Source organism: Streptococcus caledonicus (assembly GCF_042656225.1).
GTDB lineage: Bacteria > Bacillota > Bacilli > Lactobacillales > Streptococcaceae > Streptococcus > Streptococcus caledonicus.
Map to the genome: position 1 here is coordinate 33,163 of NZ_JBHSOJ010000016.1, position 24,498 is coordinate 57,660.

General features: G+C 38.3%; 18 protein-coding genes. 10 read left to right on the forward strand and 8 right to left on the reverse strand.

Annotated elements, in window-relative coordinates; all coding sequences use genetic code 11:
• Positions 1-140: 140 nt before the first annotated feature.
• Positions 141-2,942 carry an alpha-L-rhamnosidase gene (locus ACFPQ3_RS04215; protein WP_156805678.1) on the reverse strand — a complete coding sequence of 934 codons (2,802 nt, stop codon included), beginning with the start codon at positions 2,940-2,942 and terminating at the stop codon, positions 141-143.
• Between the two features lie 15 nt (positions 2,943-2,957).
• The gene (locus tag ACFPQ3_RS04220) at positions 2,958-4,643 is read right to left on the reverse strand and encodes a glycoside hydrolase family 3 protein (RefSeq protein WP_156805679.1); all 1,686 of its coding nucleotides are present in this window, start codon (positions 4,641-4,643) and stop codon (positions 2,958-2,960) included.
• 248 nt (positions 4,644-4,891) lie between these two features.
• Here ACFPQ3_RS04220 and ACFPQ3_RS04225 point away from each other — a divergent pair, with 248 nt between their 5' ends.
• Positions 4,892-5,074: a hypothetical protein gene (locus tag ACFPQ3_RS04225; RefSeq protein ID WP_156805680.1), complete on the forward strand. Its 183-nt coding sequence runs from the start codon at positions 4,892-4,894 to the stop codon at positions 5,072-5,074.
• A gap of 479 nt (positions 5,075-5,553) precedes the next feature.
• Here ACFPQ3_RS04225 and ACFPQ3_RS04230 read toward each other — a convergent pair whose 3' ends face one another.
• The 3 genes from ACFPQ3_RS04230 to ACFPQ3_RS04240 all read right to left on the reverse strand — a co-directional run bounded on the left by ACFPQ3_RS04230 (position 5,554) and on the right by ACFPQ3_RS04240 (position 11,236).
• The gene (locus ACFPQ3_RS04230) at positions 5,554-8,154 is read right to left on the reverse strand and encodes an alpha-L-rhamnosidase (protein ID WP_156805681.1); all 2,601 of its coding nucleotides are present in this window, start codon (positions 8,152-8,154) and stop codon (positions 5,554-5,556) included.
• Entirely contained in the window at positions 8,141-9,787 is a 1,647-nt protein-coding gene (locus ACFPQ3_RS04235) for a glycoside hydrolase family 3 protein (protein WP_156805682.1), read from the reverse strand. The genes ACFPQ3_RS04230 and ACFPQ3_RS04235 overlap by 14 nt, the downstream gene beginning before the upstream one ends.
• A gap of 63 nt (positions 9,788-9,850) precedes the next feature.
• Positions 9,851-11,236 carry an MFS transporter gene (locus tag ACFPQ3_RS04240; RefSeq protein ID WP_156805683.1) on the reverse strand — a complete coding sequence of 462 codons (1,386 nt, stop codon included), beginning with the start codon at positions 11,234-11,236 and terminating at the stop codon, positions 9,851-9,853.
• Positions 11,237-11,365: 129 nt separating this feature from the next.
• On the opposite strand from ACFPQ3_RS04240, the gene ACFPQ3_RS04245 reads away from it, so the two are divergent.
• The 3 genes from ACFPQ3_RS04245 to ACFPQ3_RS04255 all read left to right on the forward strand — a co-directional run bounded on the left by ACFPQ3_RS04245 (position 11,366) and on the right by ACFPQ3_RS04255 (position 14,508).
• Positions 11,366-12,364, forward strand: coding sequence for an AraC family transcriptional regulator (locus ACFPQ3_RS04245; protein ID WP_156805684.1), 999 nt, complete (start codon positions 11,366-11,368; stop codon positions 12,362-12,364).
• 53 nt (positions 12,365-12,417) lie between these two features.
• A complete protein-coding gene (locus ACFPQ3_RS04250) occupies positions 12,418-13,419 on the forward strand; it encodes a helix-turn-helix domain-containing protein (RefSeq protein ID WP_156805685.1) in 1,002 nt (333 codons plus the stop codon).
• A 150-nt stretch (positions 13,420-13,569) separates the two neighbouring features.
• Positions 13,570-14,508, forward strand: a complete 939-nt coding sequence (locus ACFPQ3_RS04255) for an alpha/beta hydrolase (protein WP_156805686.1) — start codon at positions 13,570-13,572, stop codon at positions 14,506-14,508.
• A gap of 163 nt (positions 14,509-14,671) precedes the next feature.
• On the opposite strand, the gene ACFPQ3_RS04260 is transcribed toward ACFPQ3_RS04255, so the two are convergent.
• Positions 14,672-15,670, reverse strand: coding sequence for a helix-turn-helix domain-containing protein (locus ACFPQ3_RS04260; protein ID WP_156805687.1), 999 nt, complete (start codon positions 15,668-15,670; stop codon positions 14,672-14,674).
• 224 nt (positions 15,671-15,894) lie between these two features.
• On the opposite strand from ACFPQ3_RS04260, the gene ACFPQ3_RS04265 reads away from it, so the two are divergent.
• Both ACFPQ3_RS04265 and ACFPQ3_RS04270 read left to right on the forward strand, forming a co-directional pair.
• The gene (locus ACFPQ3_RS04265; RefSeq protein WP_156805688.1) at positions 15,895-17,283 is read left to right on the forward strand and encodes an MFS transporter; all 1,389 of its coding nucleotides are present in this window, start codon (positions 15,895-15,897) and stop codon (positions 17,281-17,283) included.
• A gap of 69 nt (positions 17,284-17,352) precedes the next feature.
• The gene (locus tag ACFPQ3_RS04270; RefSeq protein ID WP_156805689.1) at positions 17,353-18,399 is read left to right on the forward strand and encodes a family 43 glycosylhydrolase; all 1,047 of its coding nucleotides are present in this window, start codon (positions 17,353-17,355) and stop codon (positions 18,397-18,399) included.
• Positions 18,400-18,437: 38 nt separating this feature from the next.
• Here the strand turns inward: ACFPQ3_RS04270 and ACFPQ3_RS04275 are convergent, their stop codons facing one another.
• Together ACFPQ3_RS04275 and ACFPQ3_RS04280 are read right to left on the reverse strand one after the other, a co-directional pair.
• Positions 18,438-18,737, reverse strand: coding sequence for a helix-turn-helix domain-containing protein (locus tag ACFPQ3_RS04275; protein ID WP_156805690.1), 300 nt, complete (start codon positions 18,735-18,737; stop codon positions 18,438-18,440).
• Positions 18,738-19,056: 319 nt separating this feature from the next.
• On the reverse strand, positions 19,057-19,233 hold the full coding sequence (locus ACFPQ3_RS04280; RefSeq protein WP_156805691.1) for a cupin domain-containing protein: 177 nt from the start codon (positions 19,231-19,233) through the stop codon (positions 19,057-19,059).
• A gap of 136 nt (positions 19,234-19,369) precedes the next feature.
• Between ACFPQ3_RS04280 and ACFPQ3_RS04285 the strand changes: the two genes are divergently transcribed.
• From ACFPQ3_RS04285 to ACFPQ3_RS04300, 4 genes are all read left to right on the forward strand, one after another.
• Positions 19,370-20,167 (forward strand): alpha-L-rhamnosidase-related protein, encoded by a 798-nt coding sequence (locus ACFPQ3_RS04285; protein ID WP_232323190.1) that lies wholly within the window; start codon positions 19,370-19,372, stop codon positions 20,165-20,167.
• A gap of 39 nt (positions 20,168-20,206) precedes the next feature.
• On the forward strand, positions 20,207-20,401 hold the full coding sequence (locus ACFPQ3_RS04290) for an alpha-L-rhamnosidase C-terminal domain-containing protein (RefSeq protein ID WP_269747722.1): 195 nt from the start codon (positions 20,207-20,209) through the stop codon (positions 20,399-20,401).
• Between the two features lie 127 nt (positions 20,402-20,528).
• Positions 20,529-21,917: an MFS transporter gene (locus ACFPQ3_RS04295; RefSeq protein ID WP_156805692.1), complete on the forward strand. Its 1,389-nt coding sequence runs from the start codon at positions 20,529-20,531 to the stop codon at positions 21,915-21,917.
• A 143-nt stretch (positions 21,918-22,060) separates the two neighbouring features.
• Positions 22,061-24,475 carry a glycoside hydrolase family 2 TIM barrel-domain containing protein gene (locus ACFPQ3_RS04300; protein ID WP_156805693.1) on the forward strand — a complete coding sequence of 805 codons (2,415 nt, stop codon included), beginning with the start codon at positions 22,061-22,063 and terminating at the stop codon, positions 24,473-24,475.
• Positions 24,476-24,498: the final 23 nt, after the last annotated feature.

Here is a 24,498-nt window from a genome sequence, read left to right on the forward strand (position 1 = left end):
CAGTGGATTATTTTAGGTGGACACTTGAAAATAAAGAAGTGTCCAGTCTAGGACTTCCAATCAACCACTGCGTCGATCTGTTATTACTATCAAAAAGAGAAGGTTGAGATATTTTGTCCCAACCTCGTTTCTCATATAAACTAGCGTTGTGCCAAAATGACAGTTGATTCTAATACTTGATTCACCATTTCGAGATTTTCCTCTGAAATGGTGATGAATGGCAAAATAGCATTTACTTTGGCTAGTGACATTTTACCAAGACCACCATTTACAGCTTCGGTATCGTTTTTAAAGAAGCCTAGGATTGGATTTTCAGTATTAATGGCATCAATTTGCTCCACAAGATATGGGTCAGCCATAATTTCAGCAACTGTCGTCTCAGTAGAGTAGTGCTCGATGTAATTTTCGGTTGGAATGTAACTAATAGAATAGTTACCAGCAGTCAGATTAAACGGTCCTCCTATTTGGTTAGCACCATTAATAGTTACAACGACGTTTTCAGAACGTGGAAGAGTCACTTGTGCAGTGCTACCAAATGGAACACTTAGATTGAGTTTAATGGTATGGTTGTCATCACTTTCAATCTGATAAGCGACAGCAATTTTTCCATAAGGAGAATCAAAGTGAGCGTCAATACTATCAAGACGATAATCAAATTCAGGAGCAAAATCAAAGACTTTGTAGCCGTTTTGAGGGTTACGGATACCAACAATATATTTGTAAGCCCACTCCATGATGGCACCGATAGAATAATGGTTGAGAGAGTTCATTCCTTCAGGGTTCATGTGACCATCCGGTTCTACGGAATTCCAACGTTCCCAGACGGTTGTTGCTCCCATATTAACAGCATATAGCCAGCTTGGTAGATCTTCCAAAAGGAAAATTTTTGTGGCTAATTTATGTTGCCCATATTTTGATAGCATTTGGTTGATGTATGGTGTTCCGATGAAACCAGTCTTGAGGTGGTCATCGTCTTTGTTTAAACGTTTGATCAAGTCAGCAGTAACCCGTTGACGTTGCTCTGTAGGAACCAGTTCAAATTGAAGAGCTAATGCATAAGCTGTTTGTGTATCAATAGTTAATTTACCGTTAGCTGAAATATATTCATCACGAATGGCTTTGAGAATGTTTTTAGAAAGAGTTTCATAAGCTAAGGCATCATTAGTATCGCCAATCAATTTAGCGGTTTCGGCAACAATATGTGCAGAATAGTGATAGTAAATAGATGCGATAAAATCTTCGTCTGTTTTACCTGTTGGCATAGCAGGATTTTCACCGTCTAGAGCCAACCAGTCTCCAAACTGGAAGCAGCCTGTCCAGAGATTTTCAGTTTTAGTATTGCGACCAATCCAATCAACCCAAGCTTTCATATTGTCATAATGTTCTGCTAAGATACTAGCATCTCCCGTAGCTTGGTAACTGTTCCAAGGGACAAAGGTAGTGACATCTCCCCAAATAGCACCACCACCATCAGGATTACCAAATGACGGTGCATACATTGGGGAACGCCCATTATTAAGTTTTTGTTCAATGGCAACATCTCGTAAAAATTTGCGGAAGAAGGCATAGGCATCCATGTTGAAAAGGGCTGTATTTGAGAAGACATTTGTATCTCCTGTCCAACCTAGACGTTCGTCGCGTTGCGGACAATCGGTTGGAACATCAAAGAAATTGCTTTTTTGACCCCAGATAACATTTTGAAAAAGGCGGTTAACCTTTGGATTGTTGGTCGTAATGTGGCCTGTTGAAGGCATGTCTGAATAAACAACATCAGCCTTAAAGTCATCAGCAATGATATCGGTGAGGCCTTCCACCTTCATGTATCGGAAACCATAGTAAGTGAACTTAGGTTGTACCCATTTTTCCACACCATCTGAGATGTATTCAAAACCAGCACGGGCAGAACGAAGATTACCATTATAAAAATTATTTTCTTGTAAAATTTCGCCGACTTGTAAGAAGATACGAGTTCCTTTTGGAGACCGATTGTAGAAGCGGAAAATGCCAGCGTGATTTTGTCCAAAGTCAAGAACAGTTTCACCGGCAGGTGTCTGAAGTACATCCTGAACATCAAGGGTTTCTTTGACAATGAGAGGTAGGCTAAGACGGTCTGTTAAAACACTATTGTCAGCTTCAACCAGAATAACAGGTTGCCAGTCTGAAATCATCTTTGTATCATCACGGTCTTCTCCATAGTAAATCGAAGATTTAGTGACTTGCCCAGAGGTTGTTTCCCAACCTTCATCAGTGACAAAAATAGCGTTTGTGCCATCTTCGTAAACAATATGGTATTCAGCAAGCGCGCGGTGCTGATCCCCATAGATACAATCCACGCCTTCAATAAAACCATAAGCCCCTTTAAACCAACCATCAGCAGTTGAGATAAGGAGTTCATGTTGCCCAGAAGAAAAAGCTTCTGTAACGTCATAGGTTTGAATTTGTACCCACTCATCGTAAGCCGTTTGCCCAGGAGCTAGGAATTCTTTCCCGATTTTCTTGCCATCAATATAGGTTTCATAAACCCCAAGAGCGGTCATATAAAGACGAGCTTGTTTCACGGGTTTATCAATGGAAATAGCAGAGCGAAAAAGGGTATTTTGGACAGACTTATCCTTGTTCGCAATCCATTTGGCATTGAAAGGTTCAGACATTTTCCCGGTTTCAAAAAAGGTTTGAGCAGTAATAATGTCTTCTGAGGATTTAATCATAACCTCAACATCATAATGCGTCCGAGGAGTGAGTTTTATAGGAACCTCAAAATGATTATTGTCATAGGCCATAAAGTCCGTTTCATAAACGACTGCTTCAGCAGTTGAGATGACTAATTTTTTTTGAACAGCTATATCTGTATCAGCTTCGATTTTAAAATCAACGCGTAAGCTTTTTAATTCAAAACCAATAGGTTCGGTCATATGATTGATAAGAATACTTGAAATGTTCATTTATTCCTCCTCTAGTTATAATTTAGCAACGAAGTCACCGCAGAATGGGTCAACAGGATTGATACCTTCAAAGGACTCATGACCAACAATTTTGCGAAGTACAGCTTTGACAGTCTCAGGTGTACCGGTATAGGCATTAATAAATGTTGATAGGTACGGCACGTCAAAAAGGTGGTAGGGGTTTGCAGTAGAAACAAAAACAGTTGGTAAACTTGAAGCAAACCACGGTGCGTTAGCTGCCATCAGTTGGATCCAATTTAAGCGTGTAGTGGTTTGGTTAGAGGCTGTTTCGACATTAGCAACATAAAAGGCCAAATCACATTTTTCTTTCAAATCTTCAACGCCTTCTTCAAACATTTCATGAAAATCCATCTGATAAGGGGTAACCTCAAAACCAAGTTCTGTTAAACCAACCTTGAAAAGATCAGTTACTTTCCCACCTTCTTTAAAGCCCCCTTCGTCAGAATCGCCAAGGACGACAAGACGAATTCGAGGTGTTTTATCTGGTGAAAGAGGTAATAGGTTATCACGATCTTTAACCAGTGTTACGGATTTTTGAGCAATTGTTGAAGTGATAACACCGTGTTCTTCTGTTTTTAAGGTAAGCGTCTCAGGAATAGCAATACCTAGCTTGTTATCCACGGTCAATAGTTGTTGTGCCACTTTTGTTGCGATAATACGCGTGACAGCTTCGTCAAGACGTTCTTTTGAAATGACACCGGTCTCAACTGCCTTACGGATGGCAACGTAATCTTCATCAATATTTTTATTGAACAAAATCATATCAATACCAGCATTGATGGTTTCTGTAAGAAGTTGTTCACGTGGCATAATAACGTTGTAGCCTACCATAGCTGTTGCATCAGTAATGGCTAGTCCGTTAAAACCAAGTTCTGTTCGTAACAGTCCGTTGATCAACAGTCTTGAAGCAGAAGCTGGGCGGAGGTCCTTATCTGCAATGCTAGGACACAATTTTCTTTCCCAAGCTGGTTGATAGATATGACCAATCATGACACTTGGGGCACCTTCGTCAATTAATGTTTTGTAAATATGACCATAGGTTTTTGACCAATCTTCAGCAGATAAACTGTTAATGCTTGAGAGGAGATGTTGGTCACGTTCGTCCACACCGTCTCCAGGGAAATGTTTGATCACGGGAATGACATGATTTTCTTCTAGTCCTTTTGCCTGAGCCTGAGCCATGTGGAGTACTCGTCTGGGGTCTGAACCAAAGGTGCGCGTGTTGGTGATTGGATTTCTGAAGTTGTAATCAATATCAACGATTGGTGAGAAGCTCATGTTGCAACCGACCTGATTAGCTTCGTAGCTAGCTACTTTTCCCAGTTGATAAGCTGACTCTGTGTCATCAGTCGCCGCCATTTGCAGAGGATTTCCGAGCCAAGTTCCCTCTGAAATAATACCGTTACCACCAGATTCTAAATTAGCTGCAAAAAAGAGAGGAATATTAGCGTGATTCTGAATCGTTTGGATATTCTTTTTGATGGTTGCTGCAGGACCAGGACGGTACATCATGCCACCAGGTTTATAAGTTTCAATGAAGGTCTCTAGATTGTCATCTTGACCGATAACAAAGAAAAGCTGACCAATTTTTTCGTCTAGGGTAAGATTATTGACGGTTTGAGCAACAAAATCGCTTTGCTCTTGTGTCAAATGAAAGGGAGATTGTGATAAGTCTACCATAGCTGTCCTCCAAATAAATCATTTTCTTCAGTTTATCAATAATTGTTAACGGAAACAATAGCTTAAAATAACCTCTATTGTGTTCATTTCACAGATTTTTGGCGATGTGTCTATTTTAGCGGAGATGTATTCAAAAAATTTTGATTAATAACATATAATAGCATATCCTTTAGGAAAGATTGAAAGAGTAAGTCTAATGTATAGCTCTAGTCTCATATAAGGATTTGAAGCTAAGAATGGAGGTTTTTATGAAATATATCGTTTATGGCATCAGTATCTTATTGGGTGGAATAGGCCTTTATCTGCTGTTAGTGACTGTCTTGTCAGATGTTGGCAATTCAAAAGATAGTATGAGACTTTGGGGAATGCTTAGCATTTTACTCAGTGCAGCAATCAGAAGTATCTACAAAAGATATAACCAGCGTCGGTAATAATATTCATAGCAAGCTACAACTGTTTTTCATGCCATTTTGAGAGTGTGGCAGAAGTCATGGTTTCGAAGTCTTGACTTCCCCTCGCTCTCTGATTTCTAAGCTCGGGCTGAAACTGTCTACTGGATACTTTCACTCCCACTTCTGTATAGCTCCAAAGGTTTGGGGAACCTTTGGAGGTTGGAAATAAGATGAACGACGTTCATCACATTCATATAGGATGGCCGCTAACGATTGCGTGGTACTAAACCATAGTCCAGTGGACTATTTAAGGTGGACACTTGAAAATGAAGAGGTGTGCAGTTGCAGACTTCCAATCATCCACTACATCAATGTTATTACTATCAAAAGGGAAGGTTAGTATAGTATATTTTTATCCAAACCTTTTTGACATCATACAGCAAAACCAGCCATTTGTAATGAGTCTGGTTAGTAGTGATGAGTCAACTATTTTTACGAAAAAATCTAGCATATCATGATTATGCGATGAAGGACAAATGATTTTCTCCTGCTTGTAACCATTGATAATCATCATTAGGTGTGATGAAAATAGCTTTTGTTCTAACGGGTAAGTTCACTGAAATAGAGACTCTTGTGCCATTTTTTTCCCAACGAACCGTTAAATCACCATTAGGAGTTTTTAAACGCCCCTCCACCCAATCTAAATGATCTGTGTAATGGGGAAATATGGTATAAGTTGCGGTGTTGTCAATAACATCTGGAAGGTTTATTCCAAGTAATTTTTCAACAATAAAATCTTCAATTGCACCATAAGCATAATGGTTGAGAGAGTTCATATCTGTACCACTGATCGTTCCATCTGGCAAAAGAGAATCCCAACGTTCCCAAGTGGTTGTAGCCCCCATATTGACTTCAAATAGCCAACTAGGAGCAGCTTCTTTGAATAATAGATTAAAAGCTTCTTGTTTTAGCCCATTATCTAGTAGGGCATGTGGTAATGCAGGAGTTCCGGCAAATCCTGTGGTTAAAAAGCCATCGTGCTCAGTTAAGTTATTTTTCAAACGGTCAATCAAGTCTTTTTGCGCCATTTCATTTGGGTAAAGACCGTATCGAAGGAGGAGTGATAAACCTGTTTGTGTGTCAATTCGAGTTGGGATACTTTGCCCAGCAAAAGTATTAGCCATATTTTGGCGAATATGCTCAACCTCAGATTGGAGTGTTTTAGGATTCAGGTTTAGTTTATTTTCAATGAAGTAAGTCTTTAGTATTGCTTGACGAATGTCCTCGGTTAATTGTTGGTAAAACTTAGTACGTTTGTCGTTTAAAATGTGGAGTGCTTGTGCCGTATAATTAGCAGAGAGGTAGTAGTAGACAGAAGCTACCAAAGCAGAATCTGTAGCACCAAATACAGAGCCTTTGATACCAGAGTCAAGAGCTAGCCAGTCTCCCAACTGCCAACCAAAATCCCATAGTCTGTTTCCGCCTCTGGCTTCATCTTGTTGATAAATAAAATCAACCCAATCCACCATACTATCTATATGTTTTGCTAGTAACCCCTTATCTCGAAAATGTTTATAGAGCGTGTAAGGCAGAACAGTAGCAGCGTCTCCCCAAACAGCCGCGCCAGCACTTGTCAAGAAGGGATTTAACCCTTCTTTTTTATCAACTTTAGGAAGAGGGGCAAAGAAAGGTATAGCTCCATTAAGATGTTTTTGTTCTAGAGTAAGCATTTGCATAAAATGTCCCAAGAAAGCTCTAGTTTCCATATTATAACAGGCAGTATTAGCAAAAACAGTGATATCCCCTGTCCATCCCATACGTTCATCTCGCTGTGGACAATCTGTTGGGATACTTAGAAAATTATCTTTTTGACTCCAGCGAATATTGCTCATCAGTTGGTTCAATTTACCATGAGAAGATGAGAAAGAAAATCTCTCATCCATCAAGCTATGAATAGCTTGAGCTTTAAATGTTTTTGCTTCATGTTCGGTTAGTCCTTCAACTTTTACATATCGAAAACCAAAGAAAGTGAAGTGAGGTCTGATATAGCGCTGGATATCATTATTAAGAATGGTAAACGTTTGTTTAGCGGTTCGTAAATTATCCGTGTAGAAAGTATCATTTTGCAAGATTTCTGCAAATTGAAAGGTCACTCTTTTTTTATTAGCAGGTAATGTACCACTAATCCATCCTGTCATTTCTTGCCCAAAGTCTAAAATAAGTTGCCCAGCAGCGTCATAAAAAACACAAGGAGTGAAAGATTCCACAATTCCTATTGGTGGGTCGATTCGCCCTTGTAAATTCTGCTTAGTATCGTTGACTTTTACTGTGGTTAAAAGTTTAATAGTATGTCCAAAATCAATAGTTTCGCCATCGTAAATAGAATTATCCTGAATTGCTGTGCTCGTCGTTTTCCAAGAATTGTCGGTAACAATTAATTCAGTGCTACCGTCTTGATAAGTAATATGAAGTTCAGCAATTAGTTTTTGCTTATCCCCGTAAAGGTTTTCAAAACCACCTTCGAAGACAAAACGGCCACGGTACCAGCCATTTCCCAAAATAAAAGAGAGTTCCATTTCTGGAGTGAGTAAATCAGTCACATCATAGGTCTGATATTGCTCAATGAAATCATAGCTATGATAACCTGGAGTGAAATATTCTTGCCCAACCTTTTGATTGTTAAGTTCAACTTCGTAAAGTCCTAAACCAATGCTGTACAGTCTTGCAGATTGAACTGGTTTGTCCACAGAGATGTGTTTTGAAAAGCGGACGCTTGGTAAACTTTTTTCGTTATAAGTAATCCAATCAGCACTCCAAAGTTCATCCATCTTTGAGGTTTCAAAATGGCTAACTGCTTGACTATTTTCTGTGGAAACTCGCCAAAAATAGTGTTGTCTAGGTTCTAAAAAATCAGCCGTAGTGCTTATGGTATTAAAGGTGTCAATTGTTTCATCTTTCCAAACAATGTCTAAAAATGTACTGTCTTTAGCTACTTCAATGGTGAAAGAGAGATTATCTGGGACGTGTTGAGTAGCCAATTCCCAAGAAAACGTTAAATAATCAAAATGGTACCCAAGGGGCTCATTGATACCATTTACCTTTAAATTATGGATTTTCATGTCTTAGCTCCTTTAAAATATGATTATCGCAGAATGGGTTAATTGGACTAATTCCCTTGAAGGAAGTTTCACCAGTTAGTTTAGTAATAGTTGCTTTAATGAAATGCTCATAGTTACAATAAGCATTGATGACAGTATCAACCATAGGTAAGTCAAAAATATGATAAGGATTTCCAAAGCTAATTAAAGCAGTTGGAATTTCTTTGACAAACCAAGGGAGATTATTTCCTAAACCAAATAAAGTATGCCAGTTGATACGAGCAACAGTTTGATTGCTTGCATTTTCAACGTTAGCAATGTAGAGGACCGCATCATATTTGTTGGTAAAGTTTTGGACGGTATCTAATTCCCAAAAATTAGTTTCAGGTTCATAGATAGTTACATCAAAACCACGTGATTCTAATTCGGTGATAACTTGCGGAGTTACTTGAGAATTGGATTCAAAACTACCTAAAATTTGAATAAGTAAATGTTTGTGATGTTTTGGAGTGAGAGGCAGTAAGTTTTGATCGTCTTTGACAAGAGTAATAGAGCGGTCTGCCAGCTCATTTTGCTCTTGTTCGTAGTTTTCAAATTGTCCTGAACCGTGTTCGATGTGTAAGTGTAATCCAAGTGAAGCTTTAGTAGCTAGAATTCTTGTAACAGCTTCATCTAGACGTTCCAGTGTCAAAATGCCATTGGTGATACCGTCTTTCATGAATTGAATATCTTCTTCTAAAACACGATTAAAGAGTAATATGTCACAACCTGCTTGAATGGTATAAGGAACAGCCTCACGACGTTTCATCGCTGATCCAAATCCTACCATAGGACTGGCATCTGTTATGGTTAATCCGTTAAAACCAAGTTCTTTTCGGAGTAAATTTTGCAAAATCTTAGGATTGAGTGTTGCAGGCATCTCATCACCTGTGTAGGCTGGTAGGGCGATATGGCCAATCATAACTGCTTTAGACCCGTAATCAATCAGTTCTTGGTAGACACGGCCAAATGTTTTGCGCCAAGCAGGCATTGACAAGCTATTAATAGAGGTCAACAGGTGTTGGTCACGTTCATCCACCCCATCTCCAGGGAAATGTTTGATTGATGTCATTAAACCATTATCATGGAAAGCTTGTGTATAGGCCTTGGCATTTTCAATAACATGGTTAACTTGACTACCATAGGTACGGACATTTGTGATAGGATTTCTAAAATTGAAGTCTAGATCAATGACTGGAGAAAATCCCCAGTTTACACCGACTGCCTTACCATCACGAGCAGCTATTTTTCCTAAAGTGTAAGCATCTCGAGAGTCACCTGTAGCAGCAACGGCCATTTGACGACCGTAGGCTGTTGCTTCAAACGCAGCTCCGTTACCACCATCTTCAAGATTGGCTGCTGTTAGTAGTGGAATTTTGCTATTTTCTTGCATGTACTGATAAGTTTTCTGCACCTCCGCAGCTTCTCCAGGACGGAAAAATAGCCCACCAATACCGAGAGAAATTAAATGATCAAGGTATTCGGGCTCTGTCGAGTAACCGATAGGAAGAAAGAGTTGACCTATTTTTTCATCTAAGCTCAAGTGACTTAGTGTTTCTTGAACCCACTGGATGGCATCATCATCAAGATAGAATGGTTTCTGTTTTAAATTCATTGTATTTTCCTTTCACATAAGACTAAGGAGGGAGCAATGCTCCTCTCCCTAGAATACTACGTATTAATTTTCGTTAACACCTTTAGCACGTACTTGAATATCTTTGACAATTTGAGGGAGTTTCTTATCCAAATCATAGAAGAACAATAGGATAATTGAAATAACGGCTAAAAGTATCGGAATATAAGCAAAGACGGCTTTAATAGCAAAGAGTGTTGTTGCTGATTGAGTTGCTGCTCCTGCGACATAGCCACCAGATGCCATGACCAGTCCAAGGATAAGCCCACCAAGTCCTGAACCAACTTTTTCACCAAATGTTGCTGCTGAGAAAATGAGGCCGTCAGAACGGATACCTGTTTTCCATTCACCATAGTCGGCTACATCCCCAAGCATGGCAAATCCAGCCACGGCACCAGGGGCGATACCTAAACCACGAATGACAAGTCCTACAATAACTAAAGTGAAATCGGTAGGGAAAAGTGCAAGGAGAATAGTACCAATTAGCATGATAATATTTCCCAAAATCATCACAGATCTCTTAGATAGTTTGGCCATCAAGAATGGGACAACTAAACTACCTACAAGAATCGGTGCAAAGGAGAGCATACCAAGCAAGGCAACCTTGCTAACATCACCAAGAACATATTGAGCGTAGTAGATATTGATGCCTCCAAGTCCAGAGCTGATAAAGCTAATTAACATTGTTAAAATTAAGATAATCCAATATTTATTTTGGAAAAGGGCTTTAATGTTATCAGCTGTGGAGACCTTTTGTGCCTGATCGGCACTGAGAGCTTCACTATTTTCAAGGACACGTTCCTTAGAATTTTGATGCAGAATAAAGAGCAGAATCACTGAAAAGAGAGCGAATACTGCAGCCATTTTAGTCCAAGATGAAGCGGAAGTTACTTCACCAAAGAAGTTTACAATTTGTAGGACAGCTCCGTTAACTAAGAAGGCTCCAGCGAAACCAAAAATGGTTCGAGAAGTTGAAAGATAGCCACGCTCTTTTGAATCAGATGAAGTCGTTCCAAGCAATGTATTATAAGGAACCATTGTCATCGTATAAACTCCTGCTAGAGAAATAACGTAAGTTGCAAAAGCATAAATGGCTTTCATACTTTCTGGGAGAAAAGAAGGAGATGTAAATAGTAAAATAAGAGCTAGTGCATAAGGAAGAATCATTCGTTTAATCCATGGTCTCGCCTTACCAGTTGCTGTTGACGTTCTATCTACAACGGCCCCCATGATTAAGTCGGATACCCCGTCAAAAACACGAGCAAATAGGAGTATGGAACCTACTACAGTCATTGTTAATCCAATGACATCAGTATAGAAATAGGTAATAAAACCATTGGCGGTTGTAATCATTAGGTTAGCAGCAAGATTACCAAAACCAAATGTAATCTTTTCGCTTAAAGGTACTTTAGTTGCATTTTGTTGAGACATATAATTCCTTTCTAGATATCTATAGATATCTGTAAGCGTTTTATTTCTTTTCATTTTAGTATCTTCCTCAAAAATTTACAATGCACAAAAATTAGTTTATAATGAACTATCTACATATAGGAGGTTGTTATGAATCTCAGAGAGTTAGAAACTTATTTACACCATATTAATGTTATTGAACAAAAACAAAAGGAATCTGGGAAATCTATAAATGATTTTCCTATGTTGAATGAAACAGAAAAACTGTATTTAGATCCCTTGTTTAATATTATACGCTTCCCTAAAAATGCTTTTTTCAAGGAGGGGCAAAATGTATTCATCAGCCGTCATAACAGATTTGCTCCAATGATTGAACACTTACATGACTTTATTGAGATCATTTATGTTTATGCTGGACAGTGTAGGCAAAAAATCAACGGAGAAGAAATAGATTTGCCTCAAGGTAGCCTTTGTGTTCTAGATCGAGATGTACCACATTCAATTGAGCCGCTTGGTGAGGAGGATATTCTTATTAATATTTTAATTAATGAGGAGACATTTTCTTCACTATTTCTTCTACGTTTGCAAAATGATACGAGTCTGGCTACCTCTTTTTTAACGACAGCTTTTGATAAACAGGCTAGCCATGATAGGTACATGATTTTTGATACAAGTAGCAATAGTCGCATTCACTTGCAAATGCAGATGCTTCTATCTGAATATTGGTCATATCAAAGTCAACGAGAAAGTTTCTTATCTCATTATTTGCAATTAATTTTTATGGAGCTATTTCGTATTTACCGTGATGAAACGTTTGCTCACCATACGTCACAGCGATTTGATTATGCTAAAGTTTTAGATTATATTGATTCTCACTATCAGGGGTTAAAGATTTCGGATTTAGCTCAGCATTTTGGCTATAATAGTAACTATATGAGCAATATGTTAAAAAAGCATACGGGTAAGAATTTTCAAGAAATCTTGTTAGAAAAACGGCTGTTAATCGCATGTGATTTACTATCGAATACAGAACTTTCTATTGATAATATTGCACTTGAATCAGGATTTAACACGACTAGTTATTTTTTTCGGCAGTTTAAAAAACGATACGGTTGCACCCCAAGTGCTTATCGGAAAAATAATGTTTAACCTAGATAGGAAATTTTTATTATAAATGAAGGGGAAGAATAAGGAAGTTAGTCATGTTTGATATATTTGATCTTTTAGTTAAATATCGGGAAAAAAGAGATTGGGAAACTATTGTTTCAACAATGCATCCTATTCCAGCAAAAACCTTTGAAGGACAACCTGTTTATGAGTTTTTTCATAACTTAGATGATTCCTTAGATGTTAATCCGCAACCAATTGCTTTATCAGTAAATCCTGTAGACTCCTTTGTTCCGTTCCATTATCATAATCATGTAGAGATGATTATTCCTATTAGAGGAAACTTAGATATTATAACGGAAAAAGAGCACATCCACCTAACCAAAGGAGATATTTTCATTGTTGGTCCTAATACTGTTCACCAAAATTTAAAAACTGGAGCAGATGATTTAGCATTAAATATTGCACTGAAACCTACTGCATTTTCACATACAGATTTAGATTTTTTGAGAAGAAGTGGCGCCAGTAGCTACTTAGCAGATCTTCTTTTTTTTACACCGCAAGAAACGAGTGATGATGAGGGAATCTATACTGTTTTTCATACCAAACCCGAGGACGGTGTTTTACATACGATTAATAATATTGTTTATGAATATTATCGAATTACAGATGGTCAATCAAGTTCTATTATTCGATACGAACTCCTTGTCTTATTTGCAAAATTATTACGCTTATCTATAAAAGAAGAAACAGCAATGGTCAGCAGTCGTAAAAATGAATCAACCTTAATGTCATTGCTTCTCTATATTGAAAAACACTATGCTTCTACTACCTTAGATGAGATGGGAGAATATTTTGGTTTTAACCCGAATTATTTGTCCTCCTACTTGAAAAAACATACAGGTAAGTCTTTTATTAAATTACTTCACTTACAGCGTGTCAATGCTGCTGCGGATTATCTCTTATATACCAATGCACCAATTGAAAAAATTGCAGCTAAAGTTGGCTATGAAAACCCATCTTATTTTTACAAAATATTTAAGAAAATCTTAGGCATGTCGCCAGCTGAGTATCGTAATAGCGGTAAAGGGAAATAAAAGTGATTAACTGAACATTTTAGTTTAGGGGAAACGACTTTTAGAGTTTTTTTTAATCTTCCTTCTGTGAAAAAGACAGTATATTTCTGTAAAATAGCCATAGAGAAAAGGCTTACAAAGTTTTATAATTTAGAGAAAGGAGGTGTCACAATGCTTGTTAAAAAAATTCAATTAGATGACAATAACCCTAATGTTACACTAACCACCTATATCTTGGATGATTCTTCTGAACTGTTAAATGGAAAGAAACGTCCAGCGATTATCATTTGTCCAGGAGGTGCTTACCTCAATTGTTCTGATCGTGAAGGGGAGCCAGTAGCTCTTCGTTTTGCTGCTATGGGGTACCATGCTTTTGTTCTTCGTTACAATGTTTTCATGACAGAATCAGATGATTTTAGCGTGGTATTTGAAGGGAAACACTTAGAAAAACGTGATTATTCTATTTATCCCGCGGCGATTAGAGATATCGCCAAAGCTTTTGTGACGATTCATGATCATGCCGATGAATGGCTGGTTGATACTGATAAAATTGCTATCTGTGGTTTTTCTGCAGGTGGGCACAATGTCCTAAATTATGCTGTGCATTATGATAAAGCAGTCATTACAGATGTATTTGACTCAGAAAAAGTTAAGCCAGCAGCAGTCATTGCAGGTTATCCGCTGTCAGACTACGTTTATATGAAAGAATTCTTAAAGACACAAGATGATATGGCTAAAAATCTATTTAGGATTGGGAATTTGTCCCTTTTTGGAAAGGAAGAGCCGACAGAAGAGGAGTTGGCTAAGCTGAGCCCAAATCGTCTCGTTACTCAAACAACCCCACCGACCTTTCTTTGGGCAACGGCAGGAGATCGTTTGGTGCCAGTAGGACATACGACTCGTATGGCAACTGCCTTAGCTGATGCCGGTGTCCCGTTTGAGGTTCATATTTATGAGGAAGGGAACCATGGCTTAGCCTTAGCAACTCAGGCAACTGCTAAAGCAAAGACAGAGCTCAATTCGATAGCAGCAGAATGGATTACTTCAGCCGATATCTGGCTCCAAAAACGTTTTGCTTTACCGTTAGAAGAAAAAAGTAGATGGGCATAGGAATCCTCAAAAATAGGGTAGTAAGAGACTTAGATTTCAACTATTCTTAAAAAAATAGAACAAATATAAAATGGCTTAGAATCAACGTTTCTTAACGACGTTAATCTAAGCCATTTACTGTTTTAAGTTTTTTTGCCTAGTCTCCTAGATTCCTTGTTAAGGCTCAAAAATTATTTTTGCTATCTTGATGCTTTAATCGATACTGTTTTGGGGAGAAACCTGTTTCTTTTTTGAAAAAGTTATAGAAGTAGTGTTCCGTTGAAAAGTTGAGTGCCTCTGCAATGGCAGCTACAGTGAGGTCTGTTGTTGTAAGGAGTTGTTGAGCTTTTTGAGTACGAATAATTTTTGAATAACTAGTAATAGTATGTTGATATCTCTTTTTCAATAATCGATTAAGGTATTCCGAATTATAATGTAATGTTTCTTCAATTTCTAGCCGAGAAATATTGCCATGACTAGCCTCGATTAAGGTCATTAGACGGTGAGTGAGAAAGTCTTCCTTGCATGCGTCTAATGCAACCTGGCGTAGTGTGAAAAAATGAGGATTTTCAAGTGCATGAAGTAAGCGTAAGACCAACCCTTTTTGAAAAAATAAACTCCCCAAAGGTTGGGTAGATAATTCAACTTGAATGGTATCCAAAATCTTGTTAAAAGGCTGGTTTTCTATAGGCAAAATGGCATTAAATTCAATAAAATGGCGTTTCCAATCTTGATTTTTTTGAAAAAATTGTTGAAGATAAGAAAATATGGGTTGCTCTCTTTGCTCTATTGTCATTACTTCTAATAATTCTTCAACCATTCTTTCTGAGATATCCAAAATTAATAGATGACCACCTTTTATAAAATCATTGTGAGCAATTCTTCGATTCAGTAAGCAACCTTGACCAGCTAAATAGGTATATTCCTTGTTTTCGATACATTCGGTAACTTGTCCAGAAAGGACATAGAATAGTTGAAAACTATTACTTTTATACATATCTTGAGATTGTTCTTTAACAATGAATTCGATAGTTTTATCTTGGATTAGCGTTAAAAGTTGCTGCTTTCCGAGTGTCTTTTTATAAAACATAGCCAGAGGATATCGGACATCAATCAAAGGATAGTTATCAGCAGAACGCGTATTTTCAGTTTTATAACTAAAGTCATCTTGTTTTTCAGTCATCTTTAAACTCCCAAGGTCGTTTTTTAAGAAATAAAGTGTGTTTTAAGTTGGTTTTTTGTATGTTATTCTACCATATTTTTCATTAAAATAACAAATGTAGGTAACTGTGAAGCTCAATCAAAATTTTTACCAACTCTTTGATGACTTTTCGATTTTTGGTTTTTATAGAAAAGACAAGAGTTTCACATGTTTACCATAAGTATTATTTATAAGGAGTTTTTCTTATGGAAAAGACCCAAGTAACTGAAAAGTTTGACGGTAAGTTTGCTTTCTTTCATGCTACATCTGTAAATGGTACAGCCATGATGATGATGGCATTGATATCAACTTATTTTAGTGTTTATATGACCGATAACATCGGATTAGCAGCCAGTGCAGGTGCTCTTGTTATGTTTATTGGTTCGTTATGGGATGCGATTAATGACCCGATGATGGGGATTATCGCAGATAGAACCAAATCTCGTTGGGGACGTTATCGTCCGTATTTTCTTCCAGCGCCAATTTTATTAACTATCTTTGGGACTTTAATGTGGTTTAATCCTGATCTTTCACAAACTGGAAAATTCTGGTGGGTACTGGCTATGCAAATTGGTTTTGGGATGACAACTACCATGTATACTATGCCACAGATGTCAATTTTGCCAGCACATGTTAAAAATGATAACCACCGCAATAAAATCATTACCTTTGGAGCAGTATCATCAGCTCTCATGTTTACAGCAGGAACATCCTTTGGTCCAGATTTGACAAAATTCTTTGAAAAAACGCTAGGTGTGTCAAATGGCTGGATTCCTCTAATGCTTATTTTAGGCGTACTATCATGTCTGTCTTTCTGGGGACTATTTGCGACATCACGTGAAAAATATATTGAACCATTGCCAGATCGTCCAATGTCACAAGACTTGAAACGTATCTTGAAACATAAAGAATTGCTACCATTTATTATTGTTTGGGTCTTGGTTTCTGTTGGATACGGCTTGTCCTTTGCTTCATCTGTTTATTACATGACTTATTATTACCAACGTCCTGATTTGATTGGTACATTCATGCTTATTGCTTCACCAGCAGGCCTCCTATCAATGATGGTGGTAATGCCACTAACTTTGAAAATCTTCAAGACGGCAGAGAAAGCTATCACCTTCTCTGTGATTAGTTCTAGCATTTTCTATGTAGTTATGTATTTCTTTGGTACGAGTAACTTTATATTCCTTTGTGTCCTTGCCTTTGGTGCTTCACTCTTTTCGACTATGCAAAATGCTCTCGTAAATGTCTTGGTCAATGATGCTATTGATTATATTCAATTTACCGAAGGTATTTCTGCCAATGGTTTAATTTCTTCCATTAAAGGCTTTGCTCAAAAGTGTGGTGGTACGATTACCAATTCAGGAATTTTATTTATTCTTGGTTTGACTGGATATGTCGCTAATGCTGTAGGTCAACAAAATGCTGCAACAATGTTTGCTCTTAATTTTTTGAAATGCGGTGCACCAGTAGTGATTGGTCTAATTATGCTTTTTGCCCTTCGTTTCAATCCTGTAAACAAACATCGTGAGGATATTAAAGCAATGAAAGCTCTGATTCGTGACCATTCAGAAGATAATCACGGAGCGTAAAAATTGATAACATGCGAAAAGTCTTTGAGTTCAAGGACTTTTCATTTCAAAGAAAGCAGAGGAAGAGAAATGACTTATCATTCATTTAAACCAGGGGAACCTTGGTTAGATACGGACGGCAAGAGAATCCAAGCCCACGGTGGCTCAGTTTTTTATGTGGATGGTGTATATTATTGGTACGGTGAAAATAAAGAAAAAACAGATGGAAAAAACGGTATTTGGCATTGGGGCGTTAAATGTTATAGCTCAACAGACTTGTATAATTGGAAGGACGAAGGTATCATTATTGAGCCTGAGCAAGATGATGAGACTTCGAGCCTTCACCCATCATCTTGTATGGACCGCCCACATATTATCTACAATGAACGGACCAAAAAATATGTCTGCTGGCTAAAAATTATGAATGGTTTTGATGAACAAACCGAAACAGTTTTAACTGCTGATCATATCTTGGGACCTTACACAAAGGTGAAAGAAGGGTTACGACCTTTAGGCATGAGTGCTGGGGATTTTGACTTGGCAGTTGCTCCTGATGGAAAAGCTTATTATTACTTTGAGCGCGTACATAGTGAGACGATTTGTGCGGATTTGACAGATGATTATACAGATGTAACAGGCTACTATTCCACACATTTTCCGCGTGTGCACCCTCCTTATGTACGTGAAGCGACAGCTCATTTTTACAGAAATGGGAAGCATTACTTATTGACTTCTGGGACAACAGGTTATCTGCCAAACCCGTCTGAAGTGGCAATCGCTGATACATGGCATGGACCATTTATAGTGCAAGGTAACCCACATGTGGGAGACGAGAGCAATACCTCTTTCCACTCACAAATTTCTTCTGTTCTCAAAGTTGAAGGTAAGAAAGACCTTTATATTGCCTGTGCTGACCGTTGGCTACCAAATGAGATGCACCGTGATTATGAAACTTACGCTGAAATGTTTGACCTTATTTACCAAGGGCGCAAGGATGATTTTAATTTTTCCCGTATGGGAGAAACACCTGTTGAAAATACAGCGATTGCAGATTACGTCTGGCTCCCAATTCGTTTTGAAGGAGAACGTGCCTATATTGATTGGCGCGACGAATGGACGCTGGATGAGTTTGAGTAAACACTAACTAAAAAGCTTAGAATTACAATGATTTAATATCATGTATTTCTAGGCTTTTTAACGTTGTATTGGGAAGTACTCATCAGCCTACGGTAATGATTAGGGGTAATCTGATAGTTATTTTTAAAGAGTTTAAAAAAGTGGCTTTCACTTGTATAACCAATTTGTTCAGCGATTTTGCTTATAGGCATATTAGTATTTGCTAGTAAATCTTGTGCTAGTCGGAGTTTGGCCTCGCTTATCAACTGTGAAATTGTTTTTCCAGTGACTTTTTTGAGATGACGTGATAGATAGCTAGGACTATAATTGACTGCTTCAGCTAAAATTTTCTGAGTCATTTGATGGCTATCTTAATTAATCTTATCTAGGCTAGGCAGGTTATTGTTAGTAAATCATAAGTACTCTCGCTTAACCTTTCTTGCTGATTGAGATGGTATAAAAATTGTAAAAGAGTACCTATTGTTGAAAGATTATCGTGATGATGCTGGAGTTGATATTCTTTAAGCAATTGATAAAAGGCGTATTCGAGAGAAGTAGACCGAGTAATATTTTCAAAAAAGGCGTATTGGAGTTGGAAATAGAAAATGTGGGGGTTAGTGGAGTTACTAGCACTAGAAGATTAGGATGAATGAGGAGGTTGATAAGAATAGGTTTTTCTTACTCTAAAGGAGCTAATAGATGCTCCTTCTTTTCTGGAATGACAATCAGATCACCAGCAGTCATGACAAAGGGGTCTTTATCAACGATATGGATGAGACGGCCACTGGCAACATAGCAAATTTCAATATAGTCATGAAAATGAAGTTTGGAAGGTCTATCTAGGTGGTGATGCATAAGGGCTAATTGGCTATTTTGAGGGAGATTAATACTGTATGGGATATCTTTAAAGCAAATAAGACGGATTTATCTTTTAATTTTGTAAAAGGCATGAAATCATCTTCTTTATAAATGAAATTTTCTTTATTTGAATGTGGACTATTCACCGACACCAAAAGATGCCAAAGATTCGTCCTTCACGGGTTCTTATTCATCTGCAGGTTGGGGGGATGCTATTATCATGGTGCCTTGGACACTTTACGAGCGCTTCGGAGATAAAAAGGCCCTTGAAGACAATTATGAAGCTATGCTCAAATGGTTTACCTATGCGCAGAAAAGTGCGGCTGGTGATAAAAAAGGCGATGCTCGCTACATTTGGGATACCAAGTTCCACTATGGTGACTGGATGTTTCCGAGTTTCATGATGACTGAGTCTAACCCCATGCGGACAGCAGAGGTTACAAAGGATTTGGTGGCGACAGCTTTTCTTGCCCATTCGGCAGAGCTTTTGGCAGATATTTCTGAGGTTTTGGGAAAAAGCGGAGCAGATTTTCGTGATTATGCGAAAAAAGTCAAGTCAGCCTTCACCCAATATTTTGTGACCAGAGAAGGAAAATTGATTGCAGATTATCAAGGTTGCTACGTCCTAGCGCTAGCTTTCGCGATGGTTCCTAAAGTTCTCGAAAATCAGCTACTAGCCCAGCTTGTACAAAAAATCAAAGATAATGATAATCGCTTGGACACAGGATTTTTATCGGTTCCCTACCTATTGGATGTCTTGTGTGAGTATGGTCAAGAAGAGTTAGCAAAAACAGTCTTCTTCCAAGATGCTTGTCCATCCTGGTTCTATGAAATTAACCAAGGTGCTACAACGATCTGGGAGTCTTGGGCAGGCATTCAACCTGATGGGACAGTAGGCACCTTCTCTTTTAATCATTATGCTTTCGGTTGAGTTCTGGATTGGATTATTCGTGAAACGGTTGGACTCAAAATCCTAGAACCAGGCTATAAAGCTATCCAAATCAAGCCATCGTTGGAAATTGTTGAGGATTTTGAGATGACTTATCAATCAGTTTCGGGCCAAATTTGTATTTCAAAAAGGAAAAGAGAGTGGGTAGTGACAGTTCCGAAAGAAATTGATGTAGAAATTGATTTGAGTCGAGTAGGTGGCTTTTTAAAGGGGTAATCAATTTTGGTTTATATCTACGAAATGAACACACAAGATGTGTTATTAGGATATGGAGGAAGCGTTTTCTAATTGATATACTTATTCTTGTAAAAACCAAAAGAAAATAAATTAAGGAGATATTCTTATGGAAAATAAACAGCCAAAAGAAAAATTAGATGGTAAATTTGCCTTCTTCCATGCCACATCGGTTAGTGGTACTGCCATGATGATTGCAGCTATTTTGGGAAGTTACTTTAGTATTCATTTAACTGACACAGTTGGCTTAACTGCGACATCGGTAGCTTTGCTGATGACAATTTCAACATTTTGGGATGCCGTTAATGATCCAATGATGGGATTGATTGCTGACCGTACTAAGACCAAATGGGGTCGTTATCGCCCGTACTTCGTTCCAGCGCCAATTTTCTTGACTATTTTTGCTGTTATGCTTTGGCAAAATCCAGGCCTTGGTCAAAATGGTAACTGGTGGTACTTCTTGATTGCTTACATCGGCTATCAAATGACAGTAACCATGTACACCATGCCTCAAATGTCAGTATTACCAGCACATGTTAAAAGTGACGCTCTTCGTAATAAGGTTATTGGCTATGGTGCAAGTGCAACAGCCATTATGTTTACAGTAGGTTCTTCCTATGCAAATTCTATTAAAGGATTTTTAGGAAATCTTTTTGGAGTATCAAATGGTTGGGTACCACTTATGCTTATCCTCGGTGCTCTATCATGCGTATCCTTCTGGGGGCTATTTGCAACATCTAAGGAAAAATATATTGAACCCCTACCAGACCGTCCAATGTCTCAGGACTTGAAACGTATTTTGAAGCACAAAGAGTTATCTCCATTCATCATTGTGTGGATTATGGCTTCTATGGGATATGGCTTAATGTTTGCGACTTCAGTTTTTTATGTGATGTACTATCTTGCCCGTCCTGATCTTATTGAAACTTACATGCTTGTAGTATCTATGGGTGCTTTGGTGTCAATGGTTGTTCTACTTCCAATTTTCTTGCGTGTCTTTAAAACTGGTCAACGTGCTTTGACAGTGTCAGTGATTAGCTCATCAATTTGCTATGCTTTACTATTCTTCTTTGGAAATAGTAACTTTATTTTCCTATGTGTTGTTACCTTTATCGCTACAGCACTTGCTTCTATGCAAAATGCTCTGGTTAACGTTCTTGTTAATGATGCGATTGACTATGTTCAATTTACAGAAGGTATTTCAGCAAACGGCGTAATTTCTTCTATTAAAGGTTTTGCTCAAAAAATGGGTAACACTGTATCAAACTCATTGCCACTTTTCCTTCTTGGTCTTGTTGGTTATGTAGCCGGTGCGGTTGGGCAACAAAATGAAGCAACACTATTTGTTCTGAACTTTATGAGATTTGGAGCGCCAATTATTACAGGACTAATCATGTTGTTCTGTTTGCGATTTAACCCAGTTGAAAAACATTATGATGATATTCAAACAATGAAATCAATGATTCGTGACCATTCAGATGATAATCACGAAGCGTAACACCAACTGAATATAGCGGCAACGACACGGTTGGTTTGTATCAGCGGTGTCGTTTGTTTGTTAAAAAGATATAATAGAACAGAAAGGAAACGATGTGAACATTTGGGTGTCCAAGTGATGTTGACATCAGGTAATAACATAACATGAAACAAGAACTTTATAACGACAATTGGTTATTTTGGAATGACGGAGATTCTTTTGCTTTAGTTTGGAATGTTCCTGAAAAAGCTAAGTCAGTGACACTTCCACATGATGCGATGCTAGAAGAGAAACCTTACGCAGAGAGTAACAATGGTGGGAATACTGGTTTTCGAGATGGTGGCAATTATGTCTATGTCAAAACCTTTAAAGCTACTGAAGCTGATTTGGAGCAACGCCTTGTGTTAAAATTTGAAGGTTCTTATATGAATACCTTTGTCTATGTCAATGGGCAATTGGCTGGTAAACATCACAATGGTTATACAACTTTCTATGTTCCTATCCATGATTTTTTACAAGTTGGGGGCAATGAAATCCGTGTTCAAGTCCGTAATGGTGCTATGAGTAATAGCCGTTGGTATTCTGGAAGTGGGATTTACCGTGATGTTTACCTCTTGCGCAGTCAGGAACTTCATGTGGCTGCCAGCGGTAGCCGTGTTGAAACGATGGATGTGAGTGATGATTTAGCAACGGTTAAAATGACGGTTCCTCTGGTGAATGAGAGCAGTCGAGCAAGAACTTTCAATCTTGTTTTACGTATTAAAGATGATCAAGGGCAATTGGTTCAGCAAGATTCTCGTCCATACTTTATCAAAGCTGGTGAATCTTCTGATTTGGTTACCTCACTTGTTATTGAAAAAGCTCAGCTATGGTCAGCGGATTCTCCTTATCGTTATCAGTTAGAAGTTGATGTGACAGAAAATGATCAATTGATTGACTGTGATAAACAAACCTTTGGTATTAGGACAATTACTGTTGATAGTAAGCGTGGTTTGCGTATCAATGGAAAGACTGTTAAGTTGCGTGGTGCTTGCATTCACCATGACAGTGGCCTTTTAGGAGCAGCAACTTACTTAACTGCTGAGAAACGTCGTGTTCGTCTCCTCAAAGAAGCAGGATTCAATGCGATTCGTATGGCTCACCATCCAGCAGCCCCAGCTTTACTAGAAGCTTGTGACGAATTGGGACTTTATGTGATGGATGAAACATTTGACATGTGGACGCGATTTAAGGGAGATTTTGATTATAGTCTTGTTTTTGAAGAAAATTGGCGTAAAGATGTATCAGCTATGGTTTTAACGGATTTTAATCACCCAAGCGTGATTCTTTATTCAATTGGTAATGAAATCCCTGAAATCGCTACCAAACACGGAGCTCATCTAGCTAAGGATATTCATGACCATATCAAGTCTCTTGATTCTACACGACCAACTCTTGCAGGGATTAACGGAGTTTTTGCTTCTAGTGATGGTATTCCTCAAATCTTGAGAGATGTGGTTGCTGAAAAAGAAGCTAAAGGTGAGGAAGTGGTCGGAAATGTCAACGACTTCATGTCCATGATGGATACCAGTATGGATCAAATCGTTGTCCATCCTATTGTTTCTGAAAATCTGGAGAGGGCTACAGCAGCAACCGACATTGCAGGTTATAACTACATGACTGCCCGTTATGCCTTGGATGCGGTTAACTACCCTAATCGCGTGATGGTTGGTAGTGAAACTTATCCGCCAGAGATTGCTCGAAACTGGGAGGTTATTCAGCAACTACCAAGTGTTATCGGTGACTTTACATGGACAGGCTGGGATTATATCGGAGAAGCTGGTGTCGGAGTTCCTGCTTATAATTGGGGAGAAGGAGGTTTTGGAGCTCAGTTCCCTTGTCAATTAGCCTACTGTGGAGACATTGATATTACAGGTGAACGCCGTCCGCTCTCTTACTATCGTGAGATTGTGTTTGGTTTGCGAAAAGAACCTTATATTGCGGTGCAAAAACCCGAGCACTATGGTAAAAAGCTTATCAAGACACCATGGGTTTTATCAGATGCGGTTCATTCATGGACTTGGTCTGGTCACAAAGGACAACCTGTTGTCGTCGAAGTTTATGCGGCTGGTGATGAAGTAGCTCTATACCTAAATGATGAATTACTTGCTAAACAATCTGTTGGTCAAGATCTTGGATGTTTGACCACGTTTGAAACGATTTATCAGGCCGGAGAATTGAAAGCCGTCAACTACCTCAATGGTGAAATCATTGCAGAGCATGTTTTAGGCACAGCAGATGAGAGCAGTGCTCATTTAGTGGCAGAAGTTGAGGAAAATGCTGATTTAACTTATGTGCGTTTTTCTGTAGTTGATGCCAGTGGTATGGTTATCCCGTCAGTTGAACAAGACCTGCATATTGAACTTGAAGGCGCTAAATTACTTGGATTTGGTACAGGAAACCCTAAACCAGAAGAACACTACCTAGAGTCAAATACAACAACTTATTATGGTCAAGCTCTAGCGATTCTTCAAAAAACAGAAGATTTAGCCAAAATGACAGTTTCGGGTGAGAACCTTAACCTTGATGTTAATATTTAGAGAAATTTAAAAAGGTCAGTATT